The sequence below is a fragment of the Rhodococcus maanshanensis NBRC 100610 genome (genome assembly GCF_001894865.1).
Taxonomy (GTDB): domain Bacteria; phylum Actinomycetota; class Actinomycetes; order Mycobacteriales; family Mycobacteriaceae; genus Rhodococcus_G; species Rhodococcus_G maanshanensis.
Window position 1 is genome coordinate 87,467 of sequence record NZ_BCXA01000025.1, and the last position, 18,048, is coordinate 105,514.

Consider the following 18,048-nt stretch of genomic DNA (forward strand, 5'->3'; position numbering starts at 1 on the left):
GACCCTCCTAGTACCCCGCATGGGTAACGTGCGAGGCATCCTCCGACGAAAGGACCCGTCACCGTGGCGCACCGCATCGAGCACAAGCCGGCCGAAAACCGCTTCGAGATCCACGTCGACGACGCCCTCGCCGGATACGCGGACTACACCGTGATCGGCGGCGTCCGGGACTTCGACCACACCGTCACGGATCCCGCGTTCCGCGGGCAGGGGTTGGCCGGGAAGCTGGTCGCGGCGGCGCTGGACGCGACGCGGGCGGACGGGATCTCGATCGCGACGTCGTGCTCGTATGTGGAGAGGTTTGTCGAGCAGAATCCGGACTACAGGGACCTGCTGGCGGCGTAGCTACGGGTAGTCGTGGTTGCTGGCGATTGCCGTATCTAGACCGAGTTCGAGGCAGGCGTCCGGGACGTCGCTGTAATTGCTGGCGAGGTGCGGAGCACAGGATCGACGACGAACTCACGAGTGTCGATCTCATCAGCGGTGCGAGCGGCAATCAGTGAGTCATAAAGGGCGATTTGCAGTAACGGCGCTTCCACGCGACATTCGAGCGGCCGATCACCCTTCTCGCGAGCACTGGCGAACGGCACCTGCACCAGCTGCTGGAAGAAACTCGGAGGATCACGATCTTCGACTGCAAGAAGATGACTCCGACCAAACCTGCTGCTGGAACGACCCCGAGGTGAGCATCTGAATTCCCTCCAATTCGACATCTCACAGATGCTCCCTACGGCTCCGCAGCCACCGGATCGCCGAAATCAAGGGCGAAATCTCCCGCGAGACGGCCGCACAGGTACTTGGCGCGCGTGAGCGCGACATATACAACGCAGTCATCACCTTCCAGCTCCCGCAGACCGGCAGCCAGTAGTCGACTCTCATGTTCTGAGAACACAACTCCGACCCGGGGCCATTCTCCCCCCTTCGCCTGATGCACAGTCAGTCCCGGGATCAGGGACGGCTGCTGGAGCCGAATCGCAAGTGACCTCAGTTCCTCCACTCGTGCATTCTCGGCCGATTCCTTTAGTCGATTCGGCCGGCGCGGGGCCCCAAGAATCATCGCTGCACCCCGAAGCGCGTCGAGAACGTCCTTCGGGTCCCTTCCATTGCGGAGGTCTGCGAGTAACGGACGCATCACTGCGACTTGCTCCGCGATGAAGCGTTCTCGATCCAGCCGGAGCTGTGTGATCGCGGCTTCTCGTCCGTGTGAGTTCCGGCCGAGCTGCGCTTGAGTGAAAACATCGAGGAGAAGGTTGATCGCCGCATCCGTACTGTTGTTGACGTTCCTATACGCGAGGGGAAGAACGTTGTCCCCTGCTTTCCATAGGTCGCTCCACTGTCGAGCGAGCGCGACATCGATGTCATTGCTGCTGATACGCGGGATTGTTGCGGGCTTTCCGTCGCGAAGCGTGCGTGCCAGTACCGGCATTTGCTTACCCGAAAAGCGAAAGGACTCAGTCTGTTCGTAGCCAGCAAACGGGTCGGAAGTGCTCGTTAGTAATACAGCAACCTTCTCCGGCGTTGCCCCACGCCACCCGTACAGTGCTTGACGGGGGTCTCCGATGACGGTCACGCCAAGTCCAGCCTCAGCAGCAATAAGTGTGACAATAAGATCCAGTGATGCGGCATCATAGACCTCATCGATGATGAAATGGCGAAAGCTCCCCGCAAGCCAGTTGGCCACATAGTCGCGCAGCTCCGAGACCTCAAGTGCCTGAGTGAGCACTTCGCGGAGATCACCATGACTCACAATCCCCGCTCGAAGCAGTGCGTCGTGATACTCCTTGTTTCCGATCCCACCTCCAGGCACCGTGACCCTTCGGCCCTGGGAAACGACCTCGCGTTGGGAATTCAGACCGGCTTGCCGTCGGTAGTTCGATGGAGTCAACCAGCGATGACCGCTGTAACCACGATAATCATCCTTCACGTCCAGCTTCACGTGGCCATTCGGCCAGCTAATGAGGTTCGCGGACAGGAGAGCATCAAGCAGCAATGTGTGGAGCGTGTCGAGCGTCAGTACCCTGTGAGGAAAGGTGAGACATGTTGATCCCCAACGACCGGCAATCCGAGTAGCCAGTTCTGAAACTGCCGCCCTCGTGAAGCTCAAACCCAGAACACCCCGTCGATCCGAATGCTGGTAACGAAGGAATCCGAAGCGTTCCGCAGCCACTGTCGTCTTGCCACTCCCAGGCGCGGACACGATATTGACGAGCCGCTCCGGTGCAGCGGCAGCCATCACTTGCTCGTCTGTGAGGCGGATCATGACTCGCCGGTAGGAATGCCGGCTATGGGCGAACCATCCTCCGCAGATCCACCATCCTCACCACCGACCTCGTCCAGCACAGGAGGATCAGTCGGACCGTACAGCCAATTGAACATGTCCACTATGTGGCCGGGAACAGTGACAGCATCCAGGTTGCCCTCCACGACACGAGCTACCGCGAGTGCAAACTCACCCTTCTGCGATTTCGCGGTCCCACTGAAGAGTTCATCGACGAGTGCCACCGTCACAGGCTCCGATTGCGCCCGCCCAATATCAGCGAGAGCGATCGCGATCAAGTCCTCATTACTCGTGACCAGCGTGGGTTCGAGAGTTGGTCGTGACCAAAAGAACTGCGCCGATTTAGAGTCGAGCTTGGCATGCCACGCCGGAGGATTGGGTGAGGGGACAGGATCCCCCCGAAGGTCGGTGTCAGCCAGGCCTGCCACTCGTGTGACCAATTCGAATCCAGGTGTGGCCAGCAGACGGATTGGCCATTCCCCCACCTTATGGCCCACGGGAACGATCGCGAGCGCATCGATGAAGCCTCCCTTCCGGGCGTCCGCACCGGCCCAGGCTCTGCCGAGCACCCGAAGAAGTGCGGCTTCCGTGACGCCCTCGACCACCAGTACCCGACTGGCAAACAGAGAAGCGGATCTGCTCGCGTCGAGGTGAAGTCTGGTCTGCTGGAACATGAACTCCTTCTTCGAAGGCGGCAATGGCAGTGCGCCGACGTGTCTAGCAACTGTTGCGCCCTGCGTGTCTCGACGGACCACGACAAGTTCGTTCGGTTCGCACGCGGCCGCGAGCTCACCGGAGTGTGTAGTGACGATTACCTGGAGGTCTGGACGTTCCTTCACGACCCGACGCAGGTACCGAACCAGGCCGTACTGCAACTGTGGATGCAGGTGAGCTTCAGGTTCCTCGATTAAGACCGTCGCATGGAATAGTTCAGGGTAGAACGAGTCGTGGTCGGCCTCAGCAGAACTGGACGCCTCCAGTAGGCGCATCCGCGCATCAACTGCGGTATCGGACGAGCCACCCACCTGGACATGTTCATCGGGTGGATTCTGCGTGGAGTCCACTAAGACCCCGCCGGTCTTCTCATCGTCGCCTGCTGCCGCACCTGCACCCGTCGCACTCGGATCTGGAATACCAGCCAGGGTGACCGCGATGTGCAGGAGGTTGACATATCCCAGACTTGACGCCTCAAGGCGCATCGCGGAACCGCGGTCTGGGACTATGCCTAGCAATAGCTCGAATACGCGGGCTAGGTACGCATTATCGACCCTCTGTGTTCCGACAAACGCGTGGTGCTCGTGCACACCGCCACTGATGGTCTTCAGGTGCTCCGCGATCCGTCCTTCTACGTTTACCACTAGCTGATCCGCGGTGAGTTTCTCGAGCATTCCTTCAGCATTCGCGCGGAGAGCAGCGAGCCCTCCAGCGCTAGGTTGACGAAGGTGTTCGGCACGCAAGAGCTCCAGCAAGACCTGTGTGTCGCGGCGGGAAAGTTCATCCACCGGGTTCCTCAGCGCCGGAAGATAAATGAGCCGGATGTTGTCGTGGCCTTCGGTTGCACCCACTACAGAGCCAGGCCGAACCCGTCCAAGCGATCGTTCCAGCGGTCTTCCCCAGCTCGGTGCGGAGTAGCCGGTATTCAGCAGGGCTTGCCCAAGAGCCCCCTCATTGGCGGGGTCCGCCTCGTATCCGTACTCGACCCGCACAGCCCGCGGAGGCTCTCCAAGTACGGCTGCATCAACTGGGCGCGGCCTCGGAAACCGATGGCGGTGGGCGTGCACGATCGCCTCGTTGATTGTCGTCTTCCCTGCACCATTTGCGCCGAGCAGTAGCGAGAATCGCCCTCCAAACTCACATGTGAGTGGCGTTGACGCCGCAGCGCGATAACCCTCTACGTCCAGCCTCTTCAAATACATGAAGTAAGTCCCCTGTCGTACTGATCGATACCTGCCGCAACACGATCTAACTAACCAGTTCGTACAGACTCCCGTGCTTGCTCGCCATTGTCGCCTCGACTGATTCAGCGAGTGCAGAGTCGCGGACGAGAAGGCCGAACTCGATGTTGCGATTCTCGGCGCTGTAGGAGAAGTTGGCGCTGGTGATCAGCAGCACCTCGTGGTCAATGACGATGAATTTCGCATGGCTGACAATGCGTTTGCCGCCGGGCAGTTCGGCCGACTGGTAGACGGTTGCGCACGGGAGCTGCGCCTTGACCTTACGTGCGTCAGCTTTGGCTGCGTCGACGTATACGGTCACAACAACTCCGGGCTGTTCGGATGCTTCTTCGAGTACCGTCCACATCTGCGAGGTGGACTCGAAGTTGTAAGTGGCGCAAGTGATCGACTGTCGCGCAGCGCCGATCAGGCGATGGAACTCGCCCGTGAGGTGTCCGACCTTTGCCTCGTTACCGGGCATCGTCCAGACCGGCGTCAGGTCGCGGTGAACGATCTTCGCCCCAGCGATGGCACGCAGTACTGCCACGGACAGTTCCACATCGGCGTGCCCGATCCCGGCCGCACGAAGGAGTTTCGTAGCCTCCTCCCGGCGCGCCGCCCCGACCGAGCGCGCCGCATGGACAACGTGCTGGCCCGATTCGAGCAGCACGGCGAGCCCCACGGCCTCGGAGGCCGTGAGGTACTCGCCGAGTGCGCTGTACGGGTCAGAGGTCATCGACGCGCCCGAAGAACCCGGGCACAGACTCGCCCGTGGCCGTCGGGAGGTCCAGCAGGAACCGCCGATCGAGGAATCGGTTGGCCTTCTCGCACGACGTCTCCGAGGCGAAAGAACAGCAGTGACAGGCGGCGCCGTGGAGGAAGTCCTCCGGATCGCTCGGGGTTCGCGTGGCGCAGACCGGGTCCGAGGAGCACCGCGCGGCCCGGCGCAACGCCGACACCATCAGACCCTCCAGCCGGGTCGGCTCGGAAAGCGCGACCAGCCCGCCGAGGGTGCCCTCACTGTCGGAAGCGGTGGTGCAGATCAACAGACCTGCCGCCGCTTCTCGCTGCGGGGTCGCTGTCCAGCCGTAGATGCGCTCGCTGAGGCTGGCGGCACCGTAGCCACACTCCATCGCCATCGCCCGGATCAGGACGTGGGAAAGGGTGTGGAGCAGCCAGTAGCGCGGCGCGGGCAGCCTCTTGTCTGGATCGACCTGCTTGGCGGTCTCGGAGAATCGTCGCCGAAAGTTGCGCTTGTGCGCCGCCTGGTGGGCCATCCACAGGCTTGTTTCACGAATAGCACTCTCCCACTGGGCAACTGCTTCGAGGTCGAGCTGCAGGAATATCCCTTCGCCGCGGTCCTCGGTGGCGGGTACCCACGTCGGTTTGCCGTTGCGGGTGAGTTTGACGAGACGGCTGGCTAGATCGTTGACTCGATCCATCTCGTCGAGCCGCGTGAACCCAAGTACCGCGTTGACCTTCTTCATCTGGTTGACCGCGACAACACGGCTGATCTTGGGATTGAGCTTGGGTCCGCGCTGCATCTCGGTGACCATCAGCCCGCTGGAGTTTGTCTGCTGCGGGAATAGCGCCGGCTTCTGCAGGTACCGCCATTCCGGCACGAGCAGCTCGACGGGATCCCAGGCCGCCAGCTTCTCCTGCCGATCCTCCTCCGAGCCGGCCGGGGCGAGCACGTCGGCGATTGCAGTGACCAGATCCTCGTCGGTGACATCCGACATCTCGATGCCCTTGGCGCTGGCGAGAGCACGAATCACAGCGACTTGATCCCCGAACTGCTTGACCTGATCGAGACCCAGCTCGACGCGAAGCCTGTCCGCGAGCGCCTTCTTCTCTTCAGCTTCGGTGCGGGGCATGACGATGATCGACTGCGTGGACGCGAACCACAGGTTCGACGCGCCCATCATGATGAGGGCCGGACGGGCCCCACAATCGCTGTCGAAGGCACCGAGGTGTGGGTGCCGGCCGCGGCACTTCTGCGGGAGCTTATCGCGGCCAATCGATCCCTGCGCCTCGGCCATGCCGCGGGTGGCTCCGCACGAGGCGCAGGCGATGACCGATCCGACGCTCCTGCCGACATTGGCGTCGCGCATCTTCAGATCGGGAAGCTCGGCCTTGGCGCACTTGCCGCCGCGATGCACCCACAGCATGTAGGGGAACTCGTCGAGGTGCCCGTTCGTGCACGTCAGTAGGTGCTGTGCCGGGACCGCGGGGCTCTCACGCTTGCCAGCCGCGCCGACTGGTTTCGATCGACTACGGCCCGGGCAGCTCTTGTGGGTGAACTGCGCGAGGTCCGGCCGGAACGGATGAGTGTTGGTGTAGCTGAACCGAGGGAGCGGTCCGAGGTAGTCGCACCCGGTGCAGCGGAACCACTGGGGGAACACTCGTGCCGGTATCCCGAGGTCGGCGCCTTCCTTGGACATCGCGCCCTGCTTGGGTTGCCACGGGTACGGCCGGAGCGCGTCGACCTGCGGGCCCAGGTGTAGCCGGACCACGTTGACCAGTCGCGGCTCGAGAATGCTCGGGATGTGTTCGCGTCGCTTCCAGATCGGCACCCAGTCGTCGAGTCCTGCGGGCATGACGGAGAAGCCGGGCAGATCCATGATCGCGCCGGGACCGTAGGTGTACAGCAGCGACGAGGGGCGGGCCGAGCCCACCTTGGCCCGGTTCTTGACCACTCCTTCCTCGGCGTCCGCGAGGGGGTCGAGCACGTCGGTGGCGTCGTGGAGCATCCCGGCGGGAACCTCCATTTCGGTGGCGGCGGTGTCGGTCATCAGTTGTCCTCCCCAGACGGCAGAGCCCATGCCGGCGCATCGGCGGGTGTCCGCGCAAACAGCCGATCGGGAATCGGGCTGACCAGGACATTGATCTCCGGTTGGACCTCGCGCATCGAGTTCGCGATGATGAACGGTGTCTCCGCGGCCCCGCCGACCGACGCCTTGGCATTCTCCGGGCTGATGATTAGAGGCAGGTACTTGTCCCCCTCGCCTGTCCGCTCGTAGACGAGGGTCCTGCTCATGTCGGTTGCTCGCTTGGCGCGTTCGGTCCACCGGTCGATGCGGTTGACCAGGAGGTCGCTGGCGCGCTTGGTCGCATCGTCGGTCTGCGCGGCGGCGGCGATCCGCTTCTTGAGCCGCTCGGCCATAGTCTCGACCGCGGAACGCTGGTCCTTGATACGCCATGCGTCACGCTCGGGCGAGAGACCGTCGGATTGCGCGGCCTGGACGACCCGGGCCACGCTGACCAGCAGACCGTCGATCCCGCGAGCGAGCGACGTCGGCGAGTAGGGCGTGACCGACAGCGCTTCGACCTGGGCGTAGAAGGTCTCGTGGTAGTGCCGGAACTGTTCGAAGTGCGCGAGATCGCGAGGGCGTGCCCAGTTACCCAGGGACACAACGAGGCCGGGCCGATCGGACGGGTCGCGGCCGACACGGGAGGATGCCTGGATGTACTCGGCGGTGTTCTTCGGCTGCCCGACCACGAGCATCAGGCCGAGCCGCTGCACGTCGACACCGACCTGCAGCATCGAGGTTGCGAGCACCACGTCGAACGGCATCTCGGTGCGGCTCGGCACCTTCTTGCCCTTGTCCTGGGCGAGTCGCTCTCGGAACGCCTCGGTGGTGTCGTAGTCCGGGTCGAACTCGAGCCCGAGTCGGTCGAGTGTGCGGCCGATCTCCGCGGATGCGATACGCGAGGTCAGCTCGCCCAAGTGGAGCAGGCCGAACGAGGTTCCGAGCCGGGCCGGAAAACCAGAGCCCTTGCGGGGGCGCTTGACCCGGTTCTGGACGTCGTCGGCCATGTAGCGCGCCATGCCGGCCAGTTCCCGGGTGGCGTTGAAGTAGCCGACGAGCGTCATGTAGGGGTCGGCCGCGGCGCCGGCCTTGTCGAAGAGCAGCTGGCCGGAGGACAGCAGCACCTCGGATACACGAATCTCCGCACTGGACAGGCGCACACCCTGTGCGCTGACCCCGACGTAGCGGCGGCCGGGGTTCTCCCGGTCGATCGGGACCTCTTCGGAAAAGAATGTGTCGGCGACGTCGAGGACTTGGGGCGGGAAGATCTCGACCTGGCGGCCGTACAACCCGCGGACCTGTTCCTGGGCGTTGCGCACCGTCGCCGTCGACGCGACGATCAGCGGTTTGACGGGCTTGCCAGCCTTGGTTTCCCACGAGCACAAAGTCTCGACCGCTACTTCGAAGAGCCCGACGGAGGTACCCAGTGCGCCGGTGATGAGGTGCAGCTCGTCCTGGATGATGAGGTCCGGGGGCCGCAGGCGATCCACCGTGCGGACGGTGGCCCCGGGGTGCCCGGCCTTGCTCGCCGGATGGGACGTGGTGATGTCGCACTTGGTGTAGTCCGGGTGCACGTATCCGTGGCGTCCGCACCGGCGGCTGACGTATCCGAACAGGGCGGCGGCCTCGCCTTCCCGGGCGAGGCGCGCGAACTTGTCGACGGTGGCGATGACAAATGCCGGCGTCAGGCGGTAGATCTCCTCGTCGACCGTCAGCACCGGCAGTCCTTCGGATGCGGTGCCGCCCTTCGCGAACGGGCACCGCGCCAACTCGTCACCGCAGTACACATAGACGCGTCGCATCGTGGCGTCGGCCTTGACCTGTGCCGCGGTTATCGGTGTGCCGCACCACGGGCAACGCTGGATCTGCAGCACCGTGAGTCGGTGCGAGCCGTATTCGTGGGCCTTGGTGAGCTGCTCGTCTGCTTCTTCGAACCGCTTGGGGCTCACGTCCGTTCCGACCCACAGCCCGATCCGGAACGGTTCTGCGCCCCAGGTTGGTTCGTCCTCGACCCGGGCGAGCTCGGCGGCACACATCAGTGCGGTCGCGCGCTGGAACTGCTGGGCGGTCAGGAGCCGGAGCGTGTACCGCATCAGCACGGCCACGCCGTCGCGGCCGTCCAGAGGGCCTTCGGCAGATTCGACGACGCCCTGCCGGCGCCGGATGGCGAAGGTGTAGGCCGCCAGGCCGAGGTAGGCCTCGGTTTTGCCGCCACCGGTCGGGAAGAACAGCAACTCCACCCGCGCGTGGTGGTCGGCGCTGCGTAGCTGCGCGGCGGGATCGGTGAGCGCACCGAGCTGCATCAGGATGAATGCCAACTGGAATGGTCGCCACGACGCCGCGCCGGCGCCCCTCGCCGCAACATCGGCCTGCGCCTGCTCGATCGTCATCGCGGCGTCCGCGGCCCGCGCAGCTGCCACCTGAGACGCTATGCGCTGGTCACGCATCACGCGGTTCATGAACTGAAAGCACCGCAGCGCTTCCGGATCGGTCGCCACATGTTCCAGGCCTGCGGCCAAACGGCTATGTGCCTGCCGGGCCTCGAGGAGCGCGAGCTCTGCGGTTTCCTGGAGATGCTCGGGTAGACCATCGGCCGCATCGCCTTGTGCAGTGAGCCAGACTCCGTATCCCTTGACCAACGGTTCGAGGCCCGCACGTAGGGCGTCTGGTGTAACGGTCGACAGTGCGTCCATGGACAGCATTGCGTCGTGCACCGATCGCGCTCGCGTTTGGGGGGTCTCGGCTACCGGCAGCCAGGTCGTCGAGACCTCGGTGGCACGGCGTGCACCGTTCTTGACGACCCAATCTACCGAGCAGGTGCGTCCGATCGCGAACTCGAGGCGGTTGCGGTACTGGAGGTTGAGGCGACGGACCTCCTCGTCGTGTTCGGGCCACGCATACTCGAGTACGTCGCGGACGGGCAGGAACACCTCGGCGCCGCCTGCATCGACCCGCAGCTTGGTTTGGAACATCCACATGTTCACGGGGATGGGCATGGGGGTTTCGCGGTCGTTGCACAGCGCGATCTCCACCAGCACGCGCCCGAAGGCTGGGTCGTCGTAGCGGTCGATGCGCAGGCAAATGGACTCGCGCAGCGGGATCCCGGTGGTCTTACCGGGTACCAGGTCGGCGAGCCTGATCGTGCGCGGCTCTGCCGCGGGCGTGCGCTGGAAGTCGCGGATCGGACGCCCGGTCTTGGTGGTCTTCTCCGTCTCCACCGACTCGTAGGTGCCCCAGGATGCGGTGACTGTGAACGACTCGAGGTCCGCCGGCACCTGGAACCGCAATCCCATCGACGCCGGGATCATCAACCCCTGCTTGGGCGTTCGGTCCTCCAAGTCGTCGTCCTCGGCATCCGCCTCGGTTTCATCAGCCGGCTGGGATGGCACGCCGCGCTGCTCGTGCGCGGCGTCACCGTCGGTGCGAACCTCGACCAGCTCACCTCGTCCGCTCCCTTCTTCCGAACTATCGCTGGAAATGGCGGCACCGGTGAGCTTGAACGGCGCGATAAGCCCGACGAGGTACTGAGAGCGAGGGTTGAACGACAGGGTTTCATCGGGACCATGAATCGGGCCCAGAAGTTCGCGCTCCAAAATGTCAACGAGGTTCTCGCGCACCATGAACGACGTGCCGTCAGGCTCGTAGTTCAGCTCGTAGGACGCCTCTGTACCTTTGCCGGCTGTCACGTAGCTCATTACAGCAATGTCCCCTGTCCCTCTGACACAACCTTCGACTTGCGGCCCTTGAGAGAGCCTCTGTTGTCAGCCGCCTCGGCCGCGGCGCGGCGATGGTTCTCCTCAAGCAGGCGGTCAAGGATCTCCACTCGCGCCGCCGGGCTGACTGTCCAGCGCTCCATCTGGCGGTAAGTGTGGAAACCGTGGTCCAGAGGAACGTCGTCCCATCCGTACGCGGCCATGGCGGCCTCGTCGATCTCCACATGGATCTCACGTAAACGGTCGATGTCCTGATCGCGATGGATCGAGGAGTCGTTGACGAGATTGTAGAGTTTCGTCAGGCCCAGGTTGCGTCGGAACATGATCGCTCGACGCTCCTCTTCCAGGACGCGGCCGGCAATGTGGAGGCGGTCTGATGTCTCCGGGCGCGGCATAGAGCCGAACACGAGATCAGGCGTATATGTGGGGTCAGTTCGCATAGTCGTGCCGTATTTGATAGCCCACAACTGATGGGCGCTCGATGAAAGTACGGCCTGGACTGCATAGAAATCGGTAGCGAATACGACCACCTTTTCGTGGAAGACCTGCCCAGTTGGAACACGCAGCGGCATTACGGTTTTACTGACACGTGCGATGACCAACACCTCCGGCAATGCGGCAATCGCTTTTCTCATCGCCGGTCGCTTTTCGCCGTACTGCCACCACCGCTCGGGCAAGGGACGACGAAGCACGAACGACCCATCCGGTTTCACGCGCTGTCGCTCCGGTTTAACAGATTCAACTAACCGGCGGAAAGGAAGTGCGTACTGAGATGCTTCGCCTTCGGGGCGGTCGTTGAAGTCGATGACCCATCGGGAGGCGGAGGCGTCGGGTCGGGAGTTGAGGTCTTCGCCGTTAAGGTAGGGGAAGAGCACTTCGGCGTTGCGTGCATCGGCGGCTATCCACTCTTGCGCTTCGGCAGCGTCGAGCACGAACCCCATGCCGAGCACGATGCAGCCCTGGAACCCGATCCCCGCGTTCTCGGCGAGCCGGAGGGGGTTACCTTCGGTCCGCCCAGAGGGTTCGAGGAGAGTGCTCACTCGGCGTACCGGTAGCTCGTCCGCGACCCGTGGCACCTCATCAGGGACGGCTGCGAGGGTGCCCCACACGGCGGCGTACTCCAGATTCGCGCTCGCTGCCGGCCAGGGGCGGGACTGGATGGCGCGGGTGATAGTGAAACCACCGGCGACCATCCCGTCCAGGCCGACTTCTCGGGTGTCTCCCTGGGCGACCGTGTTCGTGGCGATCAGGCCGACGGTGCCGTTCTTCTGCAAGAGCGAGGTCGCACGGAGGAAGAAGTAGGCGACGAGGTCAGCGCTGCCTCGGCGGCCGGCAGCGATGCTGTTGACGAACCAGTCGCGCACAGGCGTGCCCATCGCGCCGGTGAGCTTTTGGCCACCGAGGAACGGCGGGTTGCCGACGATGGCGTCGAAGCCGCCGTTGTCGATCACAACGTCGGGGGCCTCGATGATCCAGTGCAGCGGTTCCCAGCGCTCGTAGTCGGTCTCGACCGTCGGGGTAAGTCCCACGTCGACGAGCGTGTCGAGAAACGTGCTATCGGACGCACCCTTGTCCGGATACGCTGCGCGAGCAGCGACCCGAAGGTTCTCGTAGGCTTCGTCGAGTGCGCGGCCGGGCTTCCCGCCCAGCGGTAGCCCGGCGGCCACAACACCGTCGGCGATCTTACGAAGGTCTGCTGTCACCCTGTGCAACTCACCGACCTGACGACGCTTGGCTGCGCTGGTACGTGCAGGGTCGTTCTCGTCGATCTCACTCAGTAGGTGGCGTCGAAGTTCGATGGCTCGCTGGATGATCGCGTCGACGTCGATAATCTGACCATGGAACGTCTCGTCGCTTCTCGCCTTGGCTGGGTCGACATGGAGACGCCGCAATTGATCGAGCCGTGTAACACCTAGTAGCGAATTGCCAAGGAAGACCTTGTCGTCGACGAACGAGAACGGAAGGTCACGGTCGAGGGACACGAGCCAGAGCGAGAGCTTGCACATCTCGACGGCCATGTCGTTGATGTCCGCGCCATAGAGGCAGTTGGCGACAACCTGCCGCATGGCTCGGTTGTAGAGACCGGCACGAACAGCGTTGCCCGGATCTTCGCTGGTCCATGCCTCGACGAGGCGTTCGGCGAGATAGCGCGCCGCAGCAACGAGGAAGGCACCGGAGCCGCAGGCGATGTCTGCGACTTTCAGGTTCAAGAGTTCGTCGGAGGATTTGAGCTTCCACTCCTGATCGTCGGCACTCTCGTGCGGGCCAGGCGCGTAGCAGAGCGGCTGGAGTGTGTGGCGGACAACTTCCTCGGCCAGTGACTTCGGCGTGTAATGAGCGCCGGCATTTTTCCGGGACGGTGTCTCCTTCACCAAGAGCCCGCCGGCGAGCACGACAAAGGGATGCTTGCGCAGGTCGAGACGGATGAGGCCGAGCCACGGCTTCACTCGGTCGCGAAGATCGAGGTTGTCTCCGACGGCTTGTGTGAGCGCACTGACCACGCCGGGTTCGACTTCCGCATCAATCGCCTTGGCGATTGCGGCAGCCGATTGCGGCGTGGCCGACGGCTGGTCCTCCCCCGTGAAGGACCGAATCGCTGCGGCGAGCTTCTTGGGGTCAGTATGCTCGGCCGCGAGAGCTTCGAGCACCGCGAGTGGAATCTCAGGTTCCTCGCCAAGTTTGCCCTTCAGCCCGACGACTACGTCGCCGGCAACGGCCGCACTGTAGCCCAGCAATCCTTCGTAGATATAGCCGATCTGCTCGACATCGATGTCGCGGAAGGAGATCCGCCGTGCTTCACCCTTGATTTCGGCGATCTGCACCGAGCGAAGCACATGGAGCATGACTCGGTCCGAGACAGTGATCGCGAGGCTGCCCTGCTCGTTCGCGTCAGCCAGGAACGGGAACCGGGCGGGGTCGAACAGCGACCCGCCGTACGCCGGCATACGCATGTTCTCGAACGTGGCTCCGTTGTAGAGAGCTGCGCTGGTCGCCAGCAGACGATGCCACGTCAACGATGTCGAGTCGAGGGCTTCCTCGCTCTCGTCACTCTCGCGTCCAACGAGTCGCGCAAGCTCGCGAGAGATGCCATAGCCCTGCTCGAACAACTCGCCCGTCGGCAGCAGCCCCCGTTCCTCCGCGAACAGTAGGAACACCACGCGCATCATCACGGTGACGGCGGCCTCGTACGTGTCATGTGTGCGCGTGGGAAGCGGGTCGGGCAGACCACGCCGTCCAGCGTCCGCGGCGGATTCCGAGAACGACTGAATGAGTAGTTCGACGGCACGACGGACCTGCGCGCCGAGCGCTTCGGTGATCTCCTCGGCGGCAGCCACAGATTCCTCGAAGAGGACCGGGAGTCGCTCCGAAAGTTCGCCACCAATGATGTGCTGACGCCCGATCAGGGTGAGGAACGCGTCGCGGGTGCGTGGTTCCTCGATCCAGGTGAGAGCGTCCACTATGCCGGAGGCGGCCATGCTGCCTTCACTTGCGTAGACGAGCCCCCACCAGCGTCCGTCCGTGACGACACCGATGTCACACTTGCTCTTACGCAGCAGTTCCTCGAGGCGGTCGACGGGTGTCGCGGCCCACAGATCACTCGGTGTCTGTCGTAGCGAGTCGACCGGGTCGACCACGTGAACCAACGCACCGATGCCATCCGCGCCACGGAGTGCTGCCTGTGCCGTCACGGTGACCGCTCGGTTCGGCGACTGCGCCTGCGCCTGCGCCCCAGGAACATCACCCCAGGACAGGGATTCGGACCACCCGGCAACGTCACGCAGGACGATCTCGATCCATTCGTCGCGGGCTGCCCGGTACGAATCGAGTACCGATTCGCTGTCAGGACTGCGGTCGAGCGCTTCCCACGCCGACTCGAACCACTTCCGCGCGTCGGTGAGGACATCGAATCGGCTCGGGTGCGTCTTCCTGAAGTCGGGAATGCCGTTGGGCCAGACTCGCTTCAGCGGCGGGATGGCAAGGAACGGCCCTTCGGTGTCGACCAGCTCGAGCCAACCGCGGTGCAGGTCGGCAGCGTTCGTCGTCGGCGTGCGCCGCGTCTGGCGTGCCATCAGTCCATCCATCCTTCAGCGTCGGTACGGGTCAGTGCAAAGACCACGGCAGCGGCGGTGGTGTGCGGCTTCACGTCCGCATACCGGTCGTTGATCGCGGCGATCTCGCGGGTCTCCTCATCGTCCAGTTCGTCCAAGCGACGCCTCATCGCCTCGATGTCGCGGCGACGTTGACGCTGTTGATCATCGGACCAGAGCATCATCTGGGCCTGCTCGTCATCGGTTGCGACCGCTCTGAGTGAGTCGTGCAGATTGGCACGGAAATCCGCGAAGATTTCGCGGGCACGTTGCACGTCTGCTGCATGACGCTTCGCGAGCTGCTCCATGACCAAGTCATGCCGACGGATGGCGCGAGCCCGTATCGACTCCTCCAACCGGGCGCGAAGTGGCGCATCGGGGGCGTTCCACATGTCGCATAGTTGGTCGCGTACACGACCGTCCGCGAGTCTCAGGTCATCGCCATCGAGCGCCGCGTCGAGCGCCGCCTCCGCCTTCTCCTCGGCCATTGCGCGGCGACCCTTCACACGCACGCCGGCGAGAAACACCTCTTCGTGAAGGCGCAGACCGCCACGACCCACGAGGACCATGCGGGTCACAGCCGCAACGAACGACTCGGGCAGGTCGTCGACGACCACCGCGGTGACGCGGTTGAGGGGCGAGTCGACGCTCCACAAAGACTGGCGCAGCAGGCGTTGGGACTTCTGCACGATCGGATGACCCAGGTGGACATACACCAGGTCGTTGCGATCCTTCCCGTCCGGGTCCTTGACGGCGTCGGGATCGAACGTGATCGGGCGCAGCACCCCAGGCTGCAACCGGGTGTCGAGTCCGTTGAGTGTGCCACGCCATCCGGCGGTGAGCGCCGGAACATCGAAGACCTCGGCGTCGGTGTCCTGCGCGAACTCGTAATTCGGCACGAGGGCCGACTGGTGATTGATCCGCAGCGCGGTGTCGACAACACGTCGCAGGTTCGCCGGGTCCAGATGCATCTCGGTACGCGAGGCGTCATAGCCCTGCTCGAGCTCGGTGAGTCGGGCATTGAGGGCCATACCGCCGGCGAGGGCGTTATTGATGACCTCGTTCGGGTCGACACTCTTGGCCTTGGTTCGGGACGGCGTCCGGCGGGCGAAGTGGTTCTGGATCTCGGCGCCGATCACCTCGTTGACCGATCCGAGATCCTGTTCGACGTTCGCCACCTTCTTTGCGATTCGTGCCATGAAGCCCGCGTCCGCAGCGTAGAGCGTGGACGACTCGTTGCCAGGTAGGAAGTGGAATACCTGCGGCTCCTCCGTCTGCCCGTACCGGTCGATGCGACCGATCCTCTGTTCCAAGCGAGAGGGGTTGAACGGGATGTCGAAGTTCACCAGCCGGTGGCAGTACGTCTGGAGGTCGATGCCCTCGCCCGCCGCGTCTGTTGCCAGCAGCACGCGGACCGGTTCCTTCGATGGATCCTCGGTGAACTGCGAGCGAATGTACTCACGTTCCGCGGTCTTCGTGGAGCCCTGAATCACGGCGAGCACGTCGGCGTAGCCACGCTGCGTCAGCACGCGGGTGAGCCAGTCGACGGTGTGCGCGTACTCGGTGAAAACGACTACGCGCTCGTTGGTCCAGTGCTTCCCGTCCGGGCGACAGACGGCGTCAAGTTCGGCGAGCAGCGCGTCGAGGCGGGAATCCGCCCGGCTCTCGAAGCCCAGACCCCATTCCATCAGAGTCTCCAGCTGGCCGGGCTCGGCGGCGCTGAGCGGGTCGGAGCCCTTAGACTCGCGGAGCCGCTCGGCCTCGTCCTGATCCCACAGGCCCTCCTCCTCGTCGGACTGGCCTTCACCGAAAACGTCGTCGTAGTCGTCCTCGGAGAGTCCACGCCCGGCCTTGGCGTCGAGGTAGTGGCCGAGCGTCATGCCGAACGCGAAGGGACTGGACAGGAAGCGCTTCTTGAGCAGCATCGCGACGATGTCGCCACCGGGCTTCGTGCCGTTGAGCTCCGCACTCTCTGTGACGATCTCATCGAGCAGGGCGAAACTCTCCTCCTCGTCCGCCCGCGGTACGAACGGCAGTGTGTTCACCTTCCGGGCCTTGAAGCCCTTCCCCACGAGGTCACTTTTAAGCCGTCGCACGGTGACGTCCCGAAGCGCCTTGGAATCGAGGAGAGCGCCGCGGGAGAACCGTCGCGGGTCGATCATCTCGAGCAGAGCGGTGAAGGACTCCGGATGCCCGTTGTGCGGGGTGGCGCTGAGGAACAGCCGGTGCTCGCACTGGTCGGCCAGCTGTCGTACCGCAGTCGTCCGTTGCGTGTCGACGGCGTAGCCGCGGCCACCTCCGATAGTGGAAGGACCCGACGGAGCGACGTGATGAGCCTCGTCGACGACGAGAAGATCGAAAGCAAAACGCTTGGCCGACTTCGGATTGCCGGCCTGCGCGTACAGGTCGCGGAGCAGGCGCTGCGCGCGCACCTGCGGCAGCCAGGCCATACTCACGATCACCCGCGGAAACATCAGGAACGGATTGGCATGCAACCCGTGGGTGCGGCGAACCTGCGCCATCAGCTCGCTGTTGACGATCGTGAATTCGAGGCCGAACTTGTCGCGCATCTCGTCCTGCCACTTCAGCGACAGGCTCGGCGGGCAGACGATCACCGCAGTCCGTGCCCGGTGCCGCAGGAGCAGCTCCTGAATGACCAGCCCAGCCTCGATCGTCTTACCCAGGCCCACGTCGTCGGCGAGCAGGAGGTTCGTGCGCGGCGCGCCGAGTGCGCGGCGCAGCGGCTCGAGCTGGTAGGCCTCGACGTTGACACCCGACCAGAACGGCGCCTGGTAGCGGTTGGGGTCCGCCGACGTCACCGCTCCCCAGCGCATCGCGTCCACGAAGCCGGCCAGCGTGGTCGGGTCGTCGAACGAATCCGCATGAATACGGTCCGGCAAGCCCTGTGCCGGGGTGACCGTGTGGCCGACCTCGAGCTCCCAGACGACCGAGAGTTTCTCGCCAAGCCGATCCTCGTCCAACGACTGGAGGTCTACAACGTGCGAAAGCCGCGCCACCGAGTCGTCGGCGGAGCTGCGCGGCAGCCCCTGCGGCTGGACGTTGGCCACGGCCCAGGTGGATCCTCGAACCTCGACCACCTGGCCGGACTCGGGTAGTGGTGGTGCGACCACCAGACCTCCGGTCACTGATCCTCCTCGTTTGAACGGTCTTCAGTAGTCGAACTCGGTCCGTCGCAGCGAACCCGAAACTCGACCTCGCGGGTCT

Annotated in this window: 8 protein-coding genes; 1 reads left to right on the forward strand and 7 read right to left on the reverse strand. The window is 64.0% G+C overall.

Annotation, left to right across the window (positions count from 1 at the left end):
* The first annotated feature begins 63 nt into the window (after positions 1-63).
* A complete protein-coding gene (locus RM1_RS13490) occupies positions 64-345 on the forward strand; it encodes a GNAT family N-acetyltransferase (protein ID WP_072751877.1) in 282 nt (93 codons plus the stop codon).
* Positions 346-727: 382 nt separating this feature from the next.
* On the opposite strand, the gene RM1_RS13495 is transcribed toward RM1_RS13490, so the two are convergent.
* From RM1_RS13495 to drmD, 7 genes are all read right to left on the reverse strand, one after another.
* Positions 728-2,260 carry a UvrD-helicase domain-containing protein gene (locus tag RM1_RS13495; protein WP_072751879.1) on the reverse strand — a complete coding sequence of 511 codons (1,533 nt, stop codon included), beginning with the start codon at positions 2,258-2,260 and terminating at the stop codon, positions 728-730.
* Complete coding sequence (locus RM1_RS13500) at positions 2,257-3,843, reverse strand: ATP-dependent nuclease (protein ID WP_169922319.1); 1,587 nt, start codon at positions 3,841-3,843, stop codon at positions 2,257-2,259. Before RM1_RS13500 ends, RM1_RS13495 begins: the two co-directional genes overlap by 4 nt.
* A gap of 397 nt (positions 3,844-4,240) precedes the next feature.
* On the reverse strand, positions 4,241-4,948 hold the full coding sequence (drmC, locus tag RM1_RS13505) for a DISARM system phospholipase D-like protein DrmC (protein ID WP_072751883.1): 708 nt from the start codon (positions 4,946-4,948) through the stop codon (positions 4,241-4,243).
* Positions 4,938-7,004, reverse strand: coding sequence for a DUF1998 domain-containing protein (drmB, locus tag RM1_RS13510; RefSeq protein ID WP_245816300.1), 2,067 nt, complete (start codon positions 7,002-7,004; stop codon positions 4,938-4,940). Before drmB ends, drmC begins: the two co-directional genes overlap by 11 nt.
* Complete coding sequence (gene drmA, locus RM1_RS13515) at positions 7,004-10,717, reverse strand: DISARM system helicase DrmA (protein WP_072751885.1); 3,714 nt, start codon at positions 10,715-10,717, stop codon at positions 7,004-7,006. The genes drmB and drmA overlap by 1 nt, the downstream gene beginning before the upstream one ends.
* Entirely contained in the window at positions 10,717-14,805 is a 4,089-nt protein-coding gene (locus RM1_RS13520) for an Eco57I restriction-modification methylase domain-containing protein (protein WP_072751887.1), read from the reverse strand. The genes drmA and RM1_RS13520 overlap by 1 nt, the downstream gene beginning before the upstream one ends.
* A complete protein-coding gene (gene drmD / locus RM1_RS13525) occupies positions 14,805-17,969 on the reverse strand; it encodes a DISARM system SNF2-like helicase DrmD (protein WP_072751889.1) in 3,165 nt (1,054 codons plus the stop codon). The genes RM1_RS13520 and drmD overlap by 1 nt, the downstream gene beginning before the upstream one ends.
* Between the last annotated feature and the right edge of the window lie 79 nt (positions 17,970-18,048).

Excerpts from the sequence above, each read along its gene's own strand:
- drmA (WP_072751885.1), bottom strand. The coding sequence starts at position 10,717 with ATGAGCTACGTGACAGCCGGCAAAGGTACAGAGGCGTCCTACGAGCTG.
- RM1_RS13495 (WP_072751879.1), bottom strand. The coding sequence starts at position 2,260 with ATGATCCGCCTCACAGACGAGCAAGTGATGGCTGCCGCTGCACCGGAG.
- RM1_RS13520 (WP_072751887.1), bottom strand. The coding sequence starts at position 14,805 with ATGGCACGCCAGACGCGGCGCACGCCGACGACGAACGCTGCCGACCTG.
- drmB (WP_245816300.1), bottom strand. The coding sequence starts at position 7,004 with ATGACCGACACCGCCGCCACCGAAATGGAGGTTCCCGCCGGGATGCTC.
- drmC (WP_072751883.1), bottom strand. The coding sequence starts at position 4,948 with ATGACCTCTGACCCGTACAGCGCACTCGGCGAGTACCTCACGGCCTCC.